Genomic DNA, 18,896 nt, shown 5'->3' on the forward strand with positions numbered 1-18,896 from the left:
TCGTGTCCGCGGGAGTGGTGGTCGTGCCCTGTCGTGCCGGTGGTGCGGGTGGAGCGGTCGGTGCGGGTGGTGCAGTCGGTGGGGGTGGAGCGGTCGGTGCTGGTGATGCGGGTGGAGCGGTCGGTGCGGTCGGTGGGGCTTCCGGTTCCCGTCCCCTACGTTCCCCGCAGGAGGAGGAGCGACGGTACGCGTTCCGGGAAGCCCGCCCGGAGGAGCCCGTGGCCGATGCCCGCGAGTCCGGTCAGCAGACCGGGATGCGGGACTCCGTCCGGGGCGCCGCTCCTGGCGTCGCTCTCCTCCACGGACGCCAGGAGCGCCCCCGCGCGGCGGATCCAGTGGGCCCGACCCTCGGGGAGCGCCGGATGGCCGAGGAGTTCGCACAGGCCCGCCTCGCCGTGGCAGAGGCTGTCGTCGGGCGCCGCGCCGCTCCGCCCCAGCCGCTCGGCGGTCGCGCGGGCCCAGGCGGCCGGCCGCGGGTCCGCCAGGGCTCCGGGGGCGTCCAGCACGGCGAGCGCGATGCCCGCGTCCCCCCGGCACCAGGCCGAAGCCCTGGCGGTGGCGGGGCCGGCGTCCGGGAGAGGGGCGGGGACTCCCCTGCGGTCTCCGTCCTCCCCCGGCGCCCGTCCCGGACCGTCGGCGCCGACGGCGGCGCGGAGCGCGGACAGTCCCGCGAGCCGGTACCGCTCGGCGGCCGGACGCCCGGCCCCCGCGGCGCCCTCCGGCCCCGCGCCTCCCGCGGCCGGGCCGGCGGTCCGGGCGCGGGCTGCGGCGCCGGTGCGGTCCTGCCCTGCGGCGCCGGCCCCCGCCCGGGCCGCTTCCTCGGCGGCGGCCTCGGCCTCCGCGTACCGCAGGAGGACCCAGCCGATGCCGGCGGCGCCCTGTGTGAACCCCCGACCGCGCGGGGCGGATCCGGAGTCGGCCGGGCCGGTGGTGGAGCAGACGGCCAGCAGCCGGTCCGCGCAGGCCCGCGCGGCCCGCGCGAGCCACGCGTCGGCACCGTCACCCGTGCCGGCTCGCGCCCCCGCACGGTTCGCCGCCCCTCGGTCGGTGCGCGCCGGGCGGCACGCGGAGAGCAGTGCCGCGAGACCGCCGGCGAGCCCCGAGCCCACCCCGTGCTCCGCTTCGGTCGCGGTCGCCGCGGCGGCCAACCGCAGGGCTCCCTCCGCCCAGTCGCCCACCTCCGGATCGCCCAGCAGGCGCCCCGTCTCGCCGAGGGCGTACGCGATGCCGCCGAGGCCTGAGAGAGCCCCGGAACCGACGGCGCCCAGCTCCTCCGGCCGGGCGCGCAGCACGTCGAGGAGTCCGGGGACCGGCGCCAGGGCCGTACGCGCCGCCTCGGCGTAGTGTGCTGCGCCGGTCAGCGCGGACAACTGGGCGAGGAACAAGGCGGGTCCGGTGTAGCCGCCGGCGAGGTCGGCGGCCATCGGGCCGATCTGCCAGTAGCGGTCGTCGAGGAGTTCCAGGCCGATCCAGTTGCTGCGCGGTCCTTCGCGGTAGGCGAGCGAGACCAGCTGGTCGCCGACGGACCGGGCCGCCGAGAGCAGCCGGTCCGGCTCGGGTGCGCGGCCCGCGGTACGGGTGCGCCGGACCGCGGCCGGCCGGTGCGCGGGGACCCGCGAGGTCGTCGCCATCGCGGCCCGCACGATCCACTCCTGGTCCTGGCGGTCGACGGTGTCGAGGGCGCCCAGTCGCGCGGCGACGCGGTCGATCCCCGGGGGGTCCGTCCGGTCGACCGGCGGCCGTCCCGGCGTGCCCCGGAGGCCGGCGCGGCCCGGTCGCGCGGTGAACAGCGGCACGTCGCCCGACCACAGCTGGGCGATCTCCTCGTCGACCACGCGGGACGGGAGGAGGGGGCCGAACTGCTCGGTCCGCAGGGTCTCCAGGACCCGCTGCCGGGCGTCCGCGTCCTTCAGGAGGTCGGGGTGCGTCGACTCGTCGAGCAGGAGCGTGTACACCCACGTGGGGCGGAGGACCACCCGCACCTCGTCCTCGGCGAAGGCCCGCAGCGGGCCGCCGGGGCGCAGCAGTTCGTCGCGGGCCGCGCCCACGGCCGTGTAGGCGGCCCGGAACCCGGCGCAGAGGGAGTCGACATGGGCGCCCGGGTCGACCGGTCCGCCGTCCGCGACGCGGGGCAGGTTGGCGGACTCGCCGAACGTCCCGGGCCTTCGGACGAGTCGCATCCGGTCGGTGCCGGCGTCGGCGAAGTCGGCGCGCTCGACGGGCGAGACGCCCGCGCGGCCGCCGCCGACGGCCGACACGTCCAGGGCGCTGTGGTCGCCGAGCAGGAGCTGCGGGAGCAGCCCGACGCGGTACACCGAGTCGTGCAGCGCGCGGGCGGCCGGGTCGGCGGTGCCGGAGCCGGGCAGCGGCGGGTGGAACAGGGTCTCCACGTCGACGAGTACGGGGTGGGCGCCGGCGGCGATCAGGTTCTCGTGGTGCAGATCGGTTCCGTCGAGCAGGTGGAGCAGGGCGAGCAGCGCGCCCTGGCGGCGGTAGAAGGTCTCGATCTCCGCCGCGGAGTCGCAGGGGCGTGCGGCGACGAACTCCACCCATCCGTAGGCGCCCCGGTCGAGCAGCCGCAGGGTGCGCAGGTCCGCGGTGCCGGGGAGCGCGTTGAACCGGTCGACGAGCGCGTTGAAGCGGCGGTGCACGGCGAGGGGGCGCGGCTTGTAGACGAGCCGCGTGCCGTCGGCGAAGCGCAGCAGCATCACGCTGCGCCCGCCCCGGTGTCCGTCGCCGGCGCCCGGTTCGACGCCGACGAGCGGTCCCGGGTCGCCGGCCCCGGCGAGGGGGCCGGAGGCCGTCAGGAGGGCTCGGTCGTCCGCGAGCCGCTCCAGGGCCTCCGCCACGGCGTCCGCGGCGTCGATCGCGGCGCGCCCGAGGATGCGGGCGAGGACCGGGCGGCCGGCCAGCAGGTCGGAGAGGCCGCGCCGGGACGCGGTGCGGGCCAGGAAGTCCCGGAACCGGGCCCGCGGGTCCTCCCCCGCGAGGCGTCCCGCGCCGCGCGCCTCGTGGAGTTCGAGGACGAGGGTACGCGCCGCGGCCCGCGCCAGTCTGCCGCCGAGCCGCCGCTCCAGGTCGTCGCGTACGGCGGTCAGGTCCACGCGTTCGCGCGCCCCGCGGGACAGGCGCCGCTCCAGCCGGTCCCCCGCGCAGCGGGTGAACGGCCGCAGGACCCAGGCGAACCCGCTGAGACCGGGCAGGGGGCCGGCGGGCGGCGCGGCGGCCGGGCCGCCTCCGTCGCTCGCGGGGGCGCGGCCCTCGGGCGGACCGGCGGCCGCGAGGTCACCGTCGGCGGGGGCGGCTCGGGGGGCATCGGCCACGGCCGTCGCCGGGGCGGCGGCCACGGCCTCCTCGGCCAGTTCGGCCCAGTCGGGGCGCTCCTCGGCCGCGTCGCCGCCGACGAGTCCGCCGTCCCACCAGCGCTCGACCGCGGACAGCGGGTTCGCCGCCCACTCGTACCCGGCTGTCACCGCCACCGCTCCTCCTCGCACCGCCTCCCGGGCGGGTGCTCCGGGCCGGAGCCGATCCTCGTACGGGGTGGGCCCGCGGGGCATGGGGAACGAGCCCCCATGTTTTCGCCGGTGCGCGGTCGGGCGGTCGGCGGCGCCCCCGTCCGTGGGGGACGTCCGGCCGGGGGCGGTGCCGCGGCGGGGGCGGACCGTCCGCGTGGGGCACCCACGCGCGGCCCGGGCGGCGCGGCGATCGGGCAGGCGCCGGGGGCGTTCCCCCGTGCCGTGGGTTCGGCGACCGCCGTGCCGTGGGTTCAACGGCCGTCGTGCAGCAGGATGTAGGCGTGGCCCTCGTCGGGGTCGCCGTAGGTGACGTACAGCTTCGGTCGTTCGGCGTCGCCCGATACCAGCCAGTCGTCCATGGTGCAGCCGTCGACGGACACCGTGACCCGCTGGGACGCCGGCCCGGTACCCGGGTCGTAGGTCCACGTGCCGGCGCCCGTGCACGGGCGCACCCGCGGCTCGAACGGTGCGGCGTGGTCGAAGGTCTCGACGCGGGTGGTCGTGGCCCTGCCGTCCGCCGCGAGGGTGAGCGTCCCGCCCCTGCCGTCGGACCAGGTGCCGGCCACGCGTGCGGCGCTCAGCCGCGGGGGCTCGTATCCGACGCCGGCGTACAGCGCGATCCCGGCGAGCGTGAAGGCCGTGACCACGGCGAGCGTGCCGTACAGCGCCACTCGTCCGAACATGGCCGGGACCGAGAGGCGCGGGCGCCGCGGAAGCAGCATCACGCGGGCGGCGAGGGCCGGGGCGGTGAGCGCCGCGACCGCCGCGAGCCAGCCGGCGAGGGCGGCCACCGGACCGGCCTCCGCCAGGACGGCGAGGACGAGTACCGGCACGGCGGCACCGGCGGCGGCCAGTGTCGGAACCCACCACCACACGTCGCCCGCGGACGTCCGCCGCCCGAGCCACTCGGCAGCGGCCAGGAGCGGCATGACGAGCCCGAGGGACAACGCGGCCCCCACGCCGGCTCCGAGCGGGAACAGCACCGACAGCAGCAGGATCCCCAGGGGGTTGTACGTCGGCCCTGGAGCCTCCTGGGTGTCGCCCCAGACGACGAGGGCCGGTACCGCGACCACCGCTTCGACGAACAGCACGGCCATCGAGGTCAGCAGTACCTCACCGAATCTGTCGCCCATCCCGGCCGGACCGGACCCCGCAGTTTCTGAACGCATTCAAATCCCCTCCGGCGCCCATCCTCCCGCATCCCGGACGGGCCCGCTCCACCGGGTCGCCCCACCCGTGGAACGGCGGCTCCCGGCGTCCCCTCAGGTCCCGGCGGGGACCGCCGGCTCCTCGCCCCGCGCGATGCCGAGGGTGGCCAGCAGGTCCTCGTGGAGTTCCATCCACACCGTGTGGCAGGAGTCCTCCTTGACCCGGTCGACCCAGGACAGCTCGCCGCGCCGGACCCTCGCGAGCGCGCCCGTGAAGCGGGGACCGTACCCGGCGAAGCGGTCGATCCGGGCCCCCAGCTCCTCCGTCAGCCCCTCGATCACCCTTCCCAGCGCGGTGAGTTCGTCGAGCACCCGCCCGTCCCAGGCCGCGTCCCCGTGGTCGTTCACCGCGAGCCGTCCCGTGCCGTCCGCCCGCACCTGCCAGTCCGTGCAGGCCCGGAGACAGCGGGCGTTGTGGGCCAGGAAGGTCTCGTAGCGCTCCCGGACGAAGGGGCCGAGTCCGGCCCGCGCCAGCTCACCCGCGAGCAGGCGCTCCCCTTCGACCCGGCCGGAGTCCGTCAGGGTCCAGCCCCGCGTCCCCGCGAACGCGCGCCGGGTCACCCAGCCCCTCGCCTCGTGGTCGAGCAGGGCCTCCCGCACCACCTCGGCGTCGAGCCCGTAGCGCGCCGCCGCCTCCGCGTCGCCGGCCACTCCCTTCAGCCGGACCGCGTGCAGCGCGAGCAGCTCGGGGGCGGAGACGACGGGGCCGGCCGAGGGGTCCTGGAGATCGCTGGGGTTCACCACACGTCAGAGCATAGGTCGCCGGGTCCGGGCGGGGACCTGCCCGGACGGGACGGGCCTCGCCGGATCAGCCGGGCGGCGGCCTGCGCACCAGGAGCAGGGCCACGTCGTCGGTGCGGTGGGCGCCGTCCCTGACGTGCAGGGTCAACTCGTCGGCGAGGCGGTCCAGATCGGGCGCGGAGGACACCCCGAGCCGCTCCGCCAGGTCCGCCGTCGCGGTGCCGATGTCCAGGCCCGGCGCCTCCACGAGGCCGTCGGTGTACAGGGCGAGGACGGAACCCGGGTCCCAGGGGAACTCCACCGTCTCGTAGGTGACGTCGGTCGCGATCCCGAGGAGGAGCCCCGGCGGGACCGCGAGCACCTCCGCACCGCCGTCGGCCCGGCGGAGCAGCGGCGGCGGATGGCCCGCGCTCGCCAGCCGCAGCCGGTGCCGGGCGAGGTCGAACTCGGCGACCAGGCAGCTGGTGAAGCGGTCCGCGTCCAGGTCGTCGAGGAGCCGGTTGGTGCGCGCCAGGATGTCGCCGGGCGACGCCCCGGCCGTCGCGTGCGCGTGGACGGCGGTCCGCACCTGTCCCATGAGCGCGGCGGCGGTCGTGTTGTGCCCCTGGACGTCCCCGATGACGGCCACCACCGAGGCGGGGGTCGCGCGGACGAGGTCGTAGAAGTCCCCGCCGATGTCCATGCCGTGGCCCGCCGGCAGGTAGCGGGCGGCGACGTCCAGTCCGGGCAGCGGGGCCAGGCTGTGCGGCAGCAGCGCGGTCTGGAGGCTGCGCGCCATGGAGTGGTGGGCGTCGTACAGCCGGGCCCGGTCCAGCGCCTGGGCGATGAGCCCGGCCAGCGAGGTGAGCAGCGCGCGCTCCGCGGAGGGGAAGGGGCGCGGCTGTGCGTACGAGAGGATCAGCGAGCCCACGGGACGGCCGGAGGCGATCAGCGGGAGGAACGCCCAGGCGTGGCGGCCCTCGTAGCGCGGGGCGTGCGGATGGGCGCGGCGGAGCTCCTCGTAGCTGGGGAAGAAGAGCGGGACTCCGGTGGAGAGCACCTGGGCGTCGGCGACCGGCGCGGTGAGCGGTTTGCCGTCGTAGCGGTCGACGAACGCGCGGCTGTAGCCGCGGTGCCCGATGACCCGGAGCCGCCCCTCGCCCGCGGTCATCACGACGAGGCCCTCCGGACCGAACGCGGGCACGATCTGGTCGGCGACCAGCTCGACCACGTCGCGCACACCGGCCGCCTCCGCCAGGGAGGCCGCGAGATGCATCAGCTGGTACACGGCGGTGGCACCGACCGGTTCGCCGGGCCGGGTCGGGAGCACCGGGACGGTGCCGGGCGCGTGGCGGGCGGCGGCCCCCCGGAGGGGCGGTGCGTCGGCGGGGGCCCGCGGCCCGGCGGCGGGTGCCGGGTCCGGCGCCGTCGCGGCCGGGGGCGCCGTCGGCGATCCGGGGACGGGCGGGGGGCCGGGGCCGGGCTCGGGCTCGGGTCCGGGCTCGGGCCCGGGGACGTCGCCCTCGGCGGGCGGGGGTCCGGCGGGCGGCGCGGCCTCCTCCGCGGTGGGGACGATGAGCACGCTGATGCCGGTCGCGTCCGGATAGAGCTCGAAGAGCAGCGGCCGCTCCGGTCGGCGCGCCACGACGAAGGACGTCGGCCGGCGTGTCACGACGGCCGCCCGGTAGCGGTCCTCGAAGGCGGGGTCGTTCAGCCACAGCAGCGTCTCCCAGGGCCGTTTCCCGAGGAGCGCGGCCGCGCCGGCGTTCACCAGCTCGGCGGCGGCGGTGTTGATGAAGGTGATGCGGCCGTCGAGGTCCAGGGCGCAGCACCCCACGGGCAGCCGCTCCGCCAGGTCGAAGGCGGCCGCCGCGAGCGCGGGATCGGCCTCGGAGGGGCGCTCGGGGTGGACGACCAGCGGTTCGGCGGGGTGGGGCGGCGGGGGATCCTGGTCGGCGGCGCGGCGCAGCAGCCGGGCCGCCAGGCGGCAGTGGGCGTCGAGCGTCGCGTGTTCCCGCGCGTCCAGCTGCGGCGGGTGCGAGACCGGCCAGAGCAGGACGACACCGCCCCACACGGTCGTGTCGTCGGCGACGGGCGCGGCCGCCAGCATGAAGTCGTAGGGCAGCACGATGCCGATCCGCGGATAGCGGTGGGCGACCTCCTCGCGGCCGCCCAGCCACACCGTCCTCCGCTCCCGGATGGCGTCGGCGACCGGGATCGGGGAGTCTGCGGGGATCCGCACCCAGGGGGCGGCGATCTCCCGGGAGAGCCCCGAGAGGAGCACGAGGCGCAGCATCCGCTCGCCCGGGACCAGCAGGTAGACCAGCCCCACCGAGGCCTCGGTGTCGCGCATGAGGCCGGTGAGCACGGCGGCCATCCGGCCGTCGGCGAAGACGTCCTCCGGCCCGCTGCCCGCACTCCCGCCCACGAGCCTCACCCGTCCCAGGCGCTCGCCCGCGCGACGCGACACGGACCGGCGACCGGAGCGCGGCGGGGGTCGAGGGCAGGAGTGTGGCACGTGTCGAGGGCCGGAGCGCGGCGCGGGTCCACGGCCGCGGCACGGCACAGGACGGCGACCGGAGCACCGCGCCGGTCGGCCGCCAGAGCCCCGCGCGGGTCGACGGCCGGAGGACGACGGGGGTCTGCGGCAGGAGCGCGGCGCAGGACGGCGACCGGAGCACGGCGCGGGTCCACGGCAGGCGCGCCGCGCGGGTCGGCCCACGTCGCCGGGCCCGGCGGCCCGGTACGCGGTCGTCGGCGGCACACGCGCCCGTCACGCATATTCGGACGATACGTCGGCCGCCGGGCGCCCGCGCGACGGAGCCGGGCGTGCGGCGGCGCACCCCCGTGGCCGCCCCCGGTGCGCCGCCGGTCCGGCTGCCGCTGTTCGGGGCATCCCGGGGGCGGGCCCGCGCGCGGCGCCAGCCCCCGGCCGGGTGCCTGGCCGTCAATGGGCGGTGGTGGCGGCCGGTGGCGGCCGCCCGTGACGGGAGAGGCGGAGACCGTGACCGTACGACCCATCCCCGAGGGGTACCCGCGGGTCACTCCCTACCTCTGCGTCGACGGGGCGGCGGCGGCGATCGACTTCTACGTGGCCGTGCTCGGCGCCGAGGAGCGCATGCGGATGCAGGCCCCCGACGGCAGGATCGGCCACGCGGAGCTCGCGCTCGGGAACTCGGTCCTGATGCTGGCCGACGAGTTCCCGGACATCGGGTTCCGCTCCCCCAGGGCGATCGGCGGCACGCCGATCACCCTCCATGTGTACGTGGAGGACGTCGACGCGGTGTTCGCCCGGGCCCTCGCCCGCGGCGCGAAGGAGCTGGCGGCGGTCAGGGACGAGTTCTACGGCGATCGCACCGGCCGGTTCGAGGATCCCTTCGGGCACCGCTGGAACGTCGCCTCCCACGTCGAGGACGTGTCGGACGAGGAGGTAGGCAGGCGGGCCGAGGAGGCGCTGGAGTCCCTGGACACCGAGGCGGACGGCACCTGATCCACCGGCCGTACGGGCCCGCGGTCAGCGGCCGTACAGGCCCCGGCACAGCTCCGCCGCGCCCATGGGGGCGTCGATGTCCTGGGCCTGGCGGCACAGTCGGCGCATGGCCGGGCCGCCCTCGGCCGCCGGACGCGACCCGCGCGGGGCGGCGGGCGCCTTCGGGCGGGATGCCGCCCGGTCCTTCGGCTCGGACGCACGTGGCCTCCCGGCGGACGGCCGCGTCTCGCGCTCGGTCCGCGCGGTCCGGCGGGCCGGCGGCGCCGCGGTCCGCCGTTCCGTCACGGTCCCGGCGGCGGTACCGGCCTGCTCGCGGGATCCCGGCCGGGCCCGCGGCGCGCCGGACGGATCCCCGGGAAGGGGTTCCGTGACGGCGATCTCCTCGTGCGGTACGGGCTGCGCGGGCACCGGCCAGGCCCGAAGCGGGACCGGCGGCCTCTCCGCGGCCGGCGCCGGACCGGCGGGCACGGGCCGGGGTTCGGGCGACGGCGGACGGGGGACGGCGACGCAGCCGGCGGTGAGGAGGACGGACAACATCAGGTATGTCGTGCGGCGGGGGTGCATGGGGATCACCGTGCACGATCCGGCCCGGCGCGCGGGGGCGGCACGGACCGGGTCCACCGTCACGGGTGAACCCGGTCACGGCGGGCTGCCGGCGGCGCGGCGGGATCCGCGGGGGCCGTCCGCTCACTCCCCCCGCAGGGTGGTGACCAGGTCCCGGGGCAGGCCGTGCGTGTCGTGGAGGTAGCGCAGGTCCTCCTCGTCCAGCGGGCCGCGGAACCGCGGCCGGGCGAGCACCTGCCGGCCGCGCTCCAGGAGCCGCCGGAACCGGCGTTCCTCGTCGAGGAGCATCCGGCGCATCTCGCCCGGGTCCGTGTCCTGGCGGAAGTGGTCCAGGGTGTGCTCGACGAGACCGGGCGGCAGGTCCCCGACGCTCCGCGTCGGATCGTCCCGCCACAGGGCGGTGAGCACCCGGCGGACCAGTCGGCGCAGCACGTAACCGCGTCCGGTGCTGCCCGGGCGCACCCCGTCGCCGCCGATCACGACGGCCGAGCGCAGATGGTCGTGGACGAGCCGCCGGGTCGGTTCGTCCAGGGTCCAGACGCCGGGGACGAGCCGGCGCCAGGGGTCGAAGACGTCGCAGTCGATGACGGACCGCTTCCCCTGGAGCAGCGAGGCGAGCCGTTCCAGGCCGAGTCCGGTGTCGACGTTGCGCTGCGGCAGGGGGCGGAGGGAGCCGTCGTCGAGGCGCCGGTGGCGCATGGTCACGTGGTTCCACACCTCCACCCAGCGCTCGTCCCGGGTGGGCGTGGAGCGGGGCGGGGTGTCCCCGCTCCACAGGAAGATCTCCGAGTCGGGGCCGCAGGGGCCGGTCGGCCCGTTGGACCACCAGTTGTCGGTGAGGGTGAGCTCCACGGGGACGCCGCGGCTCTGCCAGAGGTCCAGCGAGGCGCTGTCCTGTCCGGTCCGCTCGTCCCCGGCGTACACGGTGGCGTGGAGGAGGCTGGGGTCGACGCCGAGGCCCTCGGTGAGCAGGTCGTGTCCCCAGGCGAGGCTCTGGGGGCCCTCGTAGTCGCCCAGGGACCAGGTCCCGAGCATCTCGAAGACGGTCAGATGGGTGGCGTCGCCGACCTCGTCCAGGTCCGTGGTGCGCAGGCAGCGCTGCACGTTGACCAGCCGCCGTCCTCCCGGGTGCGGGCGTCCCTCCAGGTAGGGGGTGAGCGGGTGCATGCCGGAGGTGGTGAAGAGGACCGGGTCGCCGGGCGGCGGCAGCAGGGTGGATCCGGTGATGCGGTGGTGCCCGCGCTCCTCGAAGTACTCGACGAACGTGCGCACGAGGTGCTCGGTCTTCATGGGACGACTCCTTCGCGTACGGCAAGGGAGGCGCCGGAGAACGGGCCGGCACGGTCGTCGAAGCGGGCGGAGAGCGCCGCGGAGCCACCGGCGGGCCGTTTCCGGTCGCCGGGGGGAGGGGGAAGGTCAGGCGGCGGCAACCGGCGAGCTGGTCGCTCGCGCGGTCGCGGTGAGGCTTCGGCCGGTGACGTTCATACGCACGACCGTAGCGCGCCGCCATCCCTCGGGCACCCCGTTTTCGTGTCGCGGGAGGCGGGCCTCCCGCGGGGGGGCGGGTGCCGAGGGGTGTCTTGTCGGTCAGGCCGGACGTCGCGAGCCCGGCCTGATCGGCAGGACACCGCCTACGGGGTCCCGCCGGGGTCCTTCTCGGCGCGGTGGCCGCGTCGCGCGTCGCGGTCGAAGATGCCGAGGATCTCGCACGGGCCGCCCTCGGCGCCGATGGCGTGCGGCAGCATCGTGGGGAACTCCGCGGCCTGGTTGGTCTCCACGCGGAAGCGGCGGTTGCCGAGCAGCAGGACGGCGGTGCCGGAGAGGACGACCAGCCACTCGCGCCCCGGGTGGGCCCGCAGGCGCGCGGGACTGTCCGGCGGGGGTTCCGTCATCCGCTGGCGTACGACGGTCATGCCGGGCTCCGCCTTGATGGGCCAGCGCATCAGCCCGTGGGCCCCGTCGATCATCGGGCTGGTGACGATGTCGTCGGTGGCCGTCTCGACCAGCTGGTCGAGCGTGGTGTCCAGGGCCCGGGCGAGGGTGACCAGCTGGTCCAGGGCCAGACGTCGCCGGCCGTTCTCGATCCGGCTCAGGGAGGACTGGCTGAGGTTCGCGCGGGTGGCCAGTTCCTCCAGGGACCAGCCCTGGGCAACCCGCAGGGCGCGGATCCTCTTGCGCACCAGGCTGTCCAGCTCACCATCTTCTTGCGTCATGGGCATCACCGTATGCCCATTCCGCAAGGTCTGCCTACCGTCGGGGCATGCATCCGAACCAGCCCGTCCTCCCGGTCGTCGGGGGTGGAAACGCCTGGGAAGAATGACGACAGTGTGCGCAGAATTACGGAACGTTCTCCGCAGGGATCGTTTCCTTCCGCATGAAGCTGTTCTGAATACTGGTCAGGAACAGTTGAGGGGTTGACGATCGTGCCTGGCGGGCAGGTTTGGAGGGCCGTGGGCCGGGCATCGTCCGGCGTCACGGCAGTGCGGCCGTCGCCACGAGCGGGAGAACACACAGCCCACCGCGTCCCTCCGCGGCCGAACGAAGAAGGAGGTTGGTCCCCATGACCGTGCGCGCTCCCGAGCAGCCCCGTCTGTGGATGCCCTATCCGCTGCGGGTGAATCCGTATCTGTCGGCCCTGCACGAGGAGAGCGAGACCTGGGCGCGCGCGATGGGCATGCTGGACGGCCAGGAGGGGCCGTCGGGCCACCCCCCGATATGGACCCGCGCGCAGTTCCACGCCATGACGGTCGACCAGTTGACCGCCTGGGCCCTGCCCGACGCCTCGTTCGCCGACCTCCGCCTCAACCACCGCTTCAACATCTGGGCACTGGCCTGGGACGACTACTTCGCCGCCGCCTTCAAGCAGACCGGTGACCTGCCCGGCGCCGTGGCCTTCACCGCGCGGCTCCACGAGTTCCTGCGGCCGGACCACGGCGCCCGGACGCCCGAGCCGACGAACCCGGTCGAGCGGGGCATCGCCGATCTGCAGCGGCAGTTCTTCCCGCCCCGACTCGCGCACTGGCGGCACGAGTTCAACCGCGCCCTGGTGCGGTACGTCGACGCGGGGGTGGAGGAGCTCGCCAACAGCCGCGGCGGGCGCGTCCCCCATCTGATCGAGTACGCCCCGTTCCGGCGCGAGAGCTTCGCCGCGCACACCGCCCCGTACTCCGTCGAGCTGGCGACCGGGGCCCGCATCCCGGAGCAGATCCGGTACAGCCGGACCGTGCGGGCCCTGCTGGACGCGTTCATGGACTACATGGGACTGGCCAACGACCTGGCCTCGTACGAGCGGGAGGTGCACGAGGAGCACGACGTCAACAACCTGGTCGTCGTCCTCGGCACGTCGCTGGGCATCGCCCTGCACGACGCCGTACCCGCCGCGCTGAACCTGGTGAACACCCGGCTGCGCGACTTCGAGCACCTGCGGCAGAGCGAACTGCCGCAGCTGGTAAGGCGGTCGGGGCTCGACCACGAGGAGCGGGCGGAGCTGGAGACCTGGCTCCAGGGGGCGTGCGGCTTCCTCAGCGGTCTGCACGCCTGGTACACGGGGGCGCCCCGCTACGCCGCCGCCGACCTCTCGGTCCCGGAGCAGCGGCAGCGCTCCTGACGCGCCGAGGGGGACACCGGCGGACCGGGCCGGCGGCCCCCTCGACGGGCGTCCTCACCCCCAGCGGAACAGGCGCCTGAGCCGCGCCCGCCACGAGGGGCGGGACGCGGGCCGGTGCTCGGGCCCGGCCGCGGGACCGGCCGCGGCGGTCTGCCACGGCGGCGCCTCGGGCATCCCCACGCTCGGCGCCGGCGGGGCCGGCAGCGGGCTGGGGACGTCGAAGTGCTGCGGCGCGCGGGCGGCGAAGCTCACCGGCAGGGCCGTCAGGTGCCGGGCCCAGGTGGAGGATCGCCAGGCGAGGTCCTCCTCGGGGACGGACAGGGCGATGTCCGGCAGCCGGGTGAGCAGGATGTCGATGCCCGTGTCGGCGATGATGCGGCCGATGTCCTGGCCGGGGCACTCGTGGGTACCTGCGCTGAACGACAGGTGCGCCCGGTTGTGGTGCACCGGCGTCGAGGGGTCGGGCCGGATGGCCTCGTCGACGTTGCCCGCGGCGAGACCGAGCAGGAGCATGTCCCCCGCCTTGATCTGCTGCCCTCCGAGGGTGGTGTCGCCGTTGGCCCAGCGGCCGGGGCACACCATCAGCGGGGGCTCGTCCCAGAGGACCTGCTCGACCGCCTCCGGCAGGGTCATCTGCCCACCGGCCAGCGAGCCGCGGAAGCGCGGGTCGGTGACGACCATCCGCAGCACGTTGGACATGAGGTTGGCGGTCGTCTCGTACCCGGCCAGGAGGATCAGGCGCAGGTGGTGCTGGACCTCCTCGTCCGAGAGGTTCGCCGGGTGCGCCATCAGGGCGGACGCGATGTCCTGCCCCGGGCGGACCCGCTTGGCATCGACGAGCTGCGCGAGGCTCTCCAGCACGTAGGCGTTGCTGGCGAGCGAGGTCTCGGTCGCCTTGAACAGGTCCCGTGCGGCGTGGACGAGTCGCGGTCCCGCCTCGTCCGACATGCCGAGCAGGTGGGTCAGCGTCAGCATCGGGACGTGCTCGGTGAACTGGCCGACCAGCTCCGCCTCGCCGTCCTCGCAGAACGTGTCGATGACCTGGTGGGCGAAGCGGGTGATGTGGCGGCGGATGCCGCGGTGGTCGAACTGGCTGAGGCCGGCGGTGACCGCGCCGCGCAGCCGCTGGTGCTCCTCGCCGTCCGCGCAGACGCAGTCGGGGCGCCAGCCGATCATCGGGACGAGCGGGGAGGTGGCGGGGTCGATCTCGCCGCTGCGCCAGCCGTGCCAGACCCGCGGGTCGCGGGAGAACTGGGTGGGCCGGCTGGCGACGTCGCGGTTCTCCAGGTAGCCGAGGACGAGCCAGGCGCGGACGTCCCCGTCGAGCAGCACGGGCGCCACCGGGCCGTGCTTGGCGCGCAGTTCCTCGTACAGGCCCATGGGGTCCGTCTCGGCGGCGCCGCCGTAGAGGCGGGTCGCTCCCCCGGGTCCCGTGGCGACGTGGGCCGGACAGCCCGGCGGGGGGATCGTCCCGGGCGTCTCTGTGGTGTGTTCGGCGGGTGGGAGGGTCATACGGTCTCCTGGGCGGCGGCGAGGTTACTCAGGTAGACCATCAGCGAGAGCAGGGCGTCGCGGCAGGACGCCCGGTCCCGTGCGTCACAGGTGACGATGGGCACGGATTCGCTGAGGGCCAGAGCGGTGCGCAGGTCGTCTACGGGGTGGTGCGGGGCCTCCGGGAAGGTGTTGACGGCGACGACGAAGGGGACGCGGCGGTCCTCCAGGCGGGTGATGACCTCGAAGCAGACCTCGATCCTGCGGGTGTCGACGAGCACGACGGCGCCGAGCGCGCCCTCGAAGATGCCGTTCCACAGGAACCAGAAGCGCTCCTGCCCCGGGGTCCCGAACAGGTAGAGGATCAGCTCCTCGTTGATGCTGATCCGTCCGAAGTCCATCGCGACGGTGGTGGTGTTCTTGCCCTGGGCGCCGGGGTTGTGGTCGATGCCCACACCCGCCTGCGTCATGGTCTCCTCGGTGGTCAGGGGCGGGATCTCGCTGACCGCCCCGACCATGGTCGTCTTGCCGACCCCGAAGCCTCCGACGACCACGACCTTGACGCCCCTGGCGCTGTGGGGCAGCGGCATGTCTGTGCCGCGTGGGCCGGCATCGCGTACGTCAGAGCTTGCGTAGTCCATGGATCACCGCCTCCAGCAGGCCGCGTTCGGGGAACGCCGCGACGGGCACGGGTGCGATGGCCTCGACCCGTTCGTCCTCGACGAGTTGGGAGAGCAGCGTGGTGACGACGCTGAACGGAAGGCTGAGGTAGGCCGAGACCTCGGCCACCGACAGCGGATAGGCGCACATCGTGAGGATGGCTGCCTGCTCGGGCTGCATCGCCGCGTCGGGCTCGGAGCGCGTCGCGATGAGGGTGACCAGATTGAAGGTGTTGGCCGCGGAGCCCGAGCCCCCGGTAATGACGTAGAGCGGAACGGGATCGGTTTCATTCCAGGGGTCCTGGTTCTCCGATGTCACATCGCCTGCCCGACGTCCTCACGAGGAGGGCTGGTCATGTGCTGGCCGATCCGCACGACCAGGGTCCGCATGCGGTCGCCGAGCAGACCGGCGTCGACCTGGTCGTCGGCGAGGACCGCGAGGTAGGCGCCGGGCCCGGCCGCCATCAGGGAGAAGTAACCGCCGTCGGCCTCGATGCCGACCATCCGCGTCGAGCCGTCCCCCTCGGGGAACCGCTGGGCGATGGCCCTCGCCAGGCTCTGGATGCCGGAACAGGCGGCGGCGATCGCGTCGGCCGTGTCGGGCTCCGTGTTCGACTGCCCGATGCACAGGCCGTCCGCCGACAGCACGACGACGTGTCGTACGTACGGGACGCCGCCCACGAGCTCCTTGAGCATCCAGTCCATGTTCGGCAGTGGCAGCATGTTACTCGACCTCATCTGAAGGCTCGCTGAGTGAAGGGGAGGGTGCGGCGGCCCCTCGCTTGTCGCCGTTGAAGGCCTCCCACATCAGACCCGGCTGGCGGGTCGTGCCGGTGGGCCGACGGGACGCGGAGGGCGCGGGGGGCGTGGGGCCCACCTGGACGATCGGGGTCTGGACGGGGGTGTCGCGCCGCCGCTGCGGGAGTCCGTTGACGGTCTTCCCGACCTCGGCGGACTCCTTCGGGACGTCGACCGGGGGCGTCGGCCGGGGCAGGACCGGGCCTCCCGTGCGCCGCCGGGCGGGCGGCTGGGGGTAGCGCACGGCGGACTGCGGCACCGTGGTGATCAGATTGCGCGGGACCAGCACCACGGCCCGTACGCCTCCGTAGGCGGAGGTGCGCAGGTCGACCTCGCAGCCGTGCTCGCGGGCCAGGCGGCTGACCACGGGCAGGCCGAGCTGGGTGACCTCGCCGAGTCCGGCCAGGTGGATGCCCGACGCGGACTGGGCCATGATGCGCTCGACGCGCTGCCGGACCTCCTCGGTGAGTCCGACGCCGCGGTCCTCGATCTCGATGGCGATGCCGGAGGGCACCTCGCTCGCGGACACCTCGACCGGGGTGTGCGGGGGCGAGAACGTGGTGGCGTTGTCGAGCAGTTCGGCCAGCAGGTGCATGAGCGGCTCGGCTCCGGGGCCGACGACGGCCACGGCGGTCACCGACTGGAGCTTGACCCGCGGGAAGTCGACGATGCGGGACATGGCTCCGCGCAGGACGTCGTAGAGCGGGATCGCCTTCGACCACTGCCGGCCGGGGCGGGCGTCGCCGAGGACCGCGATGCTGGCCGCGAGGCGGCCGATCAGGGCGGTGCGATGGTCGACGCCCTGGAGACCGCGGGAGACCACCAGGTCGGTGCCGTGGAGGATCTGCATCGCGTGCAGGTCCTTGGCGAGCTGGTGCACGATCGCCTGGACGCGGCGGGCGACGGCCACGAGGGCCCGCTGTGAGGCGTCCCTGGTGTACTCCTCGGCCTCCACGGCCTCCAGGAGCGTCTGGAGGGCGCCGCGGACGGCTTCGGTGAACTCCTCGTCGAGGTGCTGGCCGAAGTCGACGGACCGCAGGATCTCGGAGGCGGGGTCGCCCTTCTTCATGCGGGCGACCGCGGCCGGGAGCAGTTCCTCGGCGAGCCAGACGGTGGTGGCGCGCTGGTCGGCCAGCCGGCCGAGGAGTGCGGCCTCGCGCTGCGCGTAGTACTCCTGCGCGTCGACGATCGCGCGCTCGTGGCGCGACGCCTCTCCCGACCGCAGTCGGCGCGCGGTCAGGGCGGACGTGACGGCCGTCAGCGCGACCGCGGCCAGTCCGCACCAGGCGACGGGTGTCCGTATCTGCGCAGAGGAGAAGAGAAACGCCAGGGCAAAGGCTCCGGCCAGAACTCCGGGGGGAAGGAGCCAAACGCGATCGACCGCGGGTGGCCGGGCTCTGGAAAACGAACCTGCACGAACCATCAAGGGGTCCCTAATCAGTCTGGAACGAACGGACTGAGGTGATGCGATGCACCGACCGGAACGAATCGGGCTTCATTCGGGCGAGTGCCCTTTTCCGTCCGCGTACACCACAGCGTTCATGACTCGCTGTGACCGCAGCGCAACACACGGGGGAGCATAGTCAGTTCGGGTTCGCCATGGGTCCGTGCTGGAAGGGCTGCCTCCAGTGGTCAATCTCGACTCATATAACGACCGTTCACTGCTCGGAAAATGCAATGAACCGATCACATCGAGGCGCCTATTCATCAGATTTCACGGCCCCCGAACAGACGACCGCCTTGCGCGCACCCCCTTCTCCGGGACGCGGGAACGGACGACCTCCCGACCCGCCCCGTGTGACGTGCGCCACGCCTTAAATATCCTTTAAGGAGCAAGGTCGCGAAGAGGTCGTTTCGCGGTGGTTGGACAGCAGTTGACGCCCCCTTTGAACGATGGTCAAGATCTCCACGACTTCACCCCATCCCACTCGGCTTCACCTCATCTGGAGCACGCGATGCGCCACAGGGCTGCCCTGACCACAGCGGCCACGACCGCGACCCGGGAGTCCGCGCACCCGGAGCGCCCGTCCGACCGCGTCTTCGGGATGATCGCCGGGCCGGACCTCGTCGGCGCGGGGGTACGCGGGCAGGACATCGAACTCTTCGACGCCCCCGTGGCGATGCCGCCGGCCACCGCGCACGGCGCCGCCCCCTCCTCCGCCCCGCGGCGGTCCCGCGCGGCCCGCCCGACACCGGCCGCGCGGCGGTCGGCATCGCTGCCGCTGGTGGTCACGGGCGTGCTCTCCGCTGGGCTCGCGGGGGCCCTGACGGTCTGGCTCTCCGCGGAGCCGAAGCCCGGTCCGGACGCGCCGCCCGGCCTCTCGCTGCCGCTCCCCGACCTGGCGACGGCCGCGGCGCCCCGCCCGATCCGCTCGTCCGACGCACCCGCCGCATCCGCCGCCTCCGGGGCGGGCACGCCCGCGGCCTCCGCGCGGATCACCCCGCCCGCGATCCCGGCGCCCTCCACGGCCGCCCCCTCGCCGTCGGCTCCGCCCCGCTCCCCGGCCACGCGCACAACGGGCCCCGCCCGCACGACCGCGCCTCCCCCGCCGCCGTCCCCCTCGTACCGCCCCCAGCGCTCCCCGCGCCCTCCGCGGCCCGGGTCGAGCGATCTCGCCGTGGGCAGCACCGGCCCCGAGGTCGCCGACCTCCAGCGGCGGCTCCAGCGGCTCTTCCTCTACCTCGGTTCGGCCGACGGTGTCTTCACCACGTACGTGGGCGAGGCCCTGAGCAGCTTCCAGATCGCCCGGAACATCCCGGAGCGACCGGGCGTCTACGGCCCCCTCACCCGCTCCGCCCTGCGGGCCGAGACCGACTGAGTCCACCCACCACCACCGCACCCTC

At 75.0% G+C, this 18,896-nt stretch carries 15 protein-coding genes; 3 read left to right on the forward strand and 12 right to left on the reverse strand.

What is annotated here, in order from left to right; translation table 11 throughout:
- Positions 1–155: 155 nt before the first annotated feature.
- The 4 genes from ACF09E_RS03030 to ACF09E_RS03045 all read right to left on the reverse strand — a co-directional run bounded on the left by ACF09E_RS03030 (position 156) and on the right by ACF09E_RS03045 (position 7,820).
- Positions 156–3,479: a type 2 lanthipeptide synthetase LanM family protein gene (locus ACF09E_RS03030; protein ID WP_392203560.1), complete on the reverse strand. Its 3,324-nt coding sequence runs from the start codon at positions 3,477–3,479 to the stop codon at positions 156–158.
- 287 nt (positions 3,480–3,766) lie between these two features.
- The gene (locus ACF09E_RS03035) at positions 3,767–4,648 is read right to left on the reverse strand and encodes a hypothetical protein (protein ID WP_392203561.1); all 882 of its coding nucleotides are present in this window, start codon (positions 4,646–4,648) and stop codon (positions 3,767–3,769) included.
- Between the two features lie 129 nt (positions 4,649–4,777).
- Positions 4,778–5,467, reverse strand: coding sequence for a transcriptional regulator (locus ACF09E_RS03040; protein ID WP_392203562.1), 690 nt, complete (start codon positions 5,465–5,467; stop codon positions 4,778–4,780).
- 64 nt (positions 5,468–5,531) lie between these two features.
- Positions 5,532–7,820: a SpoIIE family protein phosphatase gene (locus ACF09E_RS03045; protein ID WP_392203859.1), complete on the reverse strand. Its 2,289-nt coding sequence runs from the start codon at positions 7,818–7,820 to the stop codon at positions 5,532–5,534.
- A gap of 627 nt (positions 7,821–8,447) precedes the next feature.
- On the opposite strand from ACF09E_RS03045, the gene ACF09E_RS03050 reads away from it, so the two are divergent.
- On the forward strand, positions 8,448–8,933 hold the full coding sequence (locus ACF09E_RS03050; protein ID WP_392203563.1) for a VOC family protein: 486 nt from the start codon (positions 8,448–8,450) through the stop codon (positions 8,931–8,933).
- 24 nt (positions 8,934–8,957) lie between these two features.
- Here ACF09E_RS03050 and ACF09E_RS03055 read toward each other — a convergent pair whose 3' ends face one another.
- The 3 genes from ACF09E_RS03055 to ACF09E_RS03065 all read right to left on the reverse strand — a co-directional run bounded on the left by ACF09E_RS03055 (position 8,958) and on the right by ACF09E_RS03065 (position 11,710).
- Entirely contained in the window at positions 8,958–9,497 is a 540-nt protein-coding gene (locus tag ACF09E_RS03055; RefSeq protein WP_392203564.1) for a hypothetical protein, read from the reverse strand.
- A gap of 123 nt (positions 9,498–9,620) precedes the next feature.
- Positions 9,621–10,787 carry an alanine--tRNA ligase-related protein gene (locus ACF09E_RS03060; RefSeq protein ID WP_392203565.1) on the reverse strand — a complete coding sequence of 389 codons (1,167 nt, stop codon included), beginning with the start codon at positions 10,785–10,787 and terminating at the stop codon, positions 9,621–9,623.
- 341 nt (positions 10,788–11,128) lie between these two features.
- The gene (locus ACF09E_RS03065; protein WP_392203566.1) at positions 11,129–11,710 is read right to left on the reverse strand and encodes a helix-turn-helix domain-containing protein; all 582 of its coding nucleotides are present in this window, start codon (positions 11,708–11,710) and stop codon (positions 11,129–11,131) included.
- Positions 11,711–12,057: 347 nt separating this feature from the next.
- Between ACF09E_RS03065 and ACF09E_RS03070 the strand changes: the two genes are divergently transcribed.
- A complete protein-coding gene (locus tag ACF09E_RS03070) occupies positions 12,058–13,104 on the forward strand; it encodes a hypothetical protein (RefSeq protein ID WP_392203567.1) in 1,047 nt (348 codons plus the stop codon).
- Positions 13,105–13,158: 54 nt separating this feature from the next.
- On the opposite strand, the gene ACF09E_RS03075 is transcribed toward ACF09E_RS03070, so the two are convergent.
- Genes ACF09E_RS03075 through ACF09E_RS03095 form a run of 5 tightly spaced genes read right to left on the reverse strand, consistent with a single transcriptional unit; the run spans position 13,159 to position 17,475 of the window.
- Positions 13,159–14,616: a cytochrome P450 gene (locus ACF09E_RS03075; RefSeq protein ID WP_392203568.1), complete on the reverse strand. Its 1,458-nt coding sequence runs from the start codon at positions 14,614–14,616 to the stop codon at positions 13,159–13,161.
- The gene (locus tag ACF09E_RS03080) at positions 14,613–15,236 is read right to left on the reverse strand and encodes an ATP/GTP-binding protein (protein ID WP_361858632.1); all 624 of its coding nucleotides are present in this window, start codon (positions 15,234–15,236) and stop codon (positions 14,613–14,615) included. The genes ACF09E_RS03075 and ACF09E_RS03080 overlap by 4 nt, the downstream gene beginning before the upstream one ends.
- Positions 15,217–15,573 (reverse strand): DUF742 domain-containing protein, encoded by a 357-nt coding sequence (locus ACF09E_RS03085; protein WP_361858629.1) that lies wholly within the window; start codon positions 15,571–15,573, stop codon positions 15,217–15,219. The genes ACF09E_RS03080 and ACF09E_RS03085 overlap by 20 nt, the downstream gene beginning before the upstream one ends.
- Positions 15,570–15,977 (reverse strand): roadblock/LC7 domain-containing protein, encoded by a 408-nt coding sequence (locus ACF09E_RS03090; RefSeq protein WP_229312772.1) that lies wholly within the window; start codon positions 15,975–15,977, stop codon positions 15,570–15,572. Before ACF09E_RS03090 ends, ACF09E_RS03085 begins: the two co-directional genes overlap by 4 nt.
- Before the next feature lies 1 nt (position 15,978).
- A complete protein-coding gene (locus ACF09E_RS03095) occupies positions 15,979–17,475 on the reverse strand; it encodes a sensor histidine kinase (RefSeq protein ID WP_392203569.1) in 1,497 nt (498 codons plus the stop codon).
- Between the two features lie 532 nt (positions 17,476–18,007).
- On the opposite strand from ACF09E_RS03095, the gene ACF09E_RS03100 reads away from it, so the two are divergent.
- On the forward strand, positions 18,008–18,871 hold the full coding sequence (locus ACF09E_RS03100) for a peptidoglycan-binding protein (protein ID WP_392203570.1): 864 nt from the start codon (positions 18,008–18,010) through the stop codon (positions 18,869–18,871).
- Positions 18,872–18,896: the final 25 nt, after the last annotated feature.

The organism is Streptomyces sp. NPDC014891 (genome assembly GCF_043081085.1).
Lineage (GTDB): Bacteria > Actinomycetota > Actinomycetes > Streptomycetales > Streptomycetaceae > Streptomyces.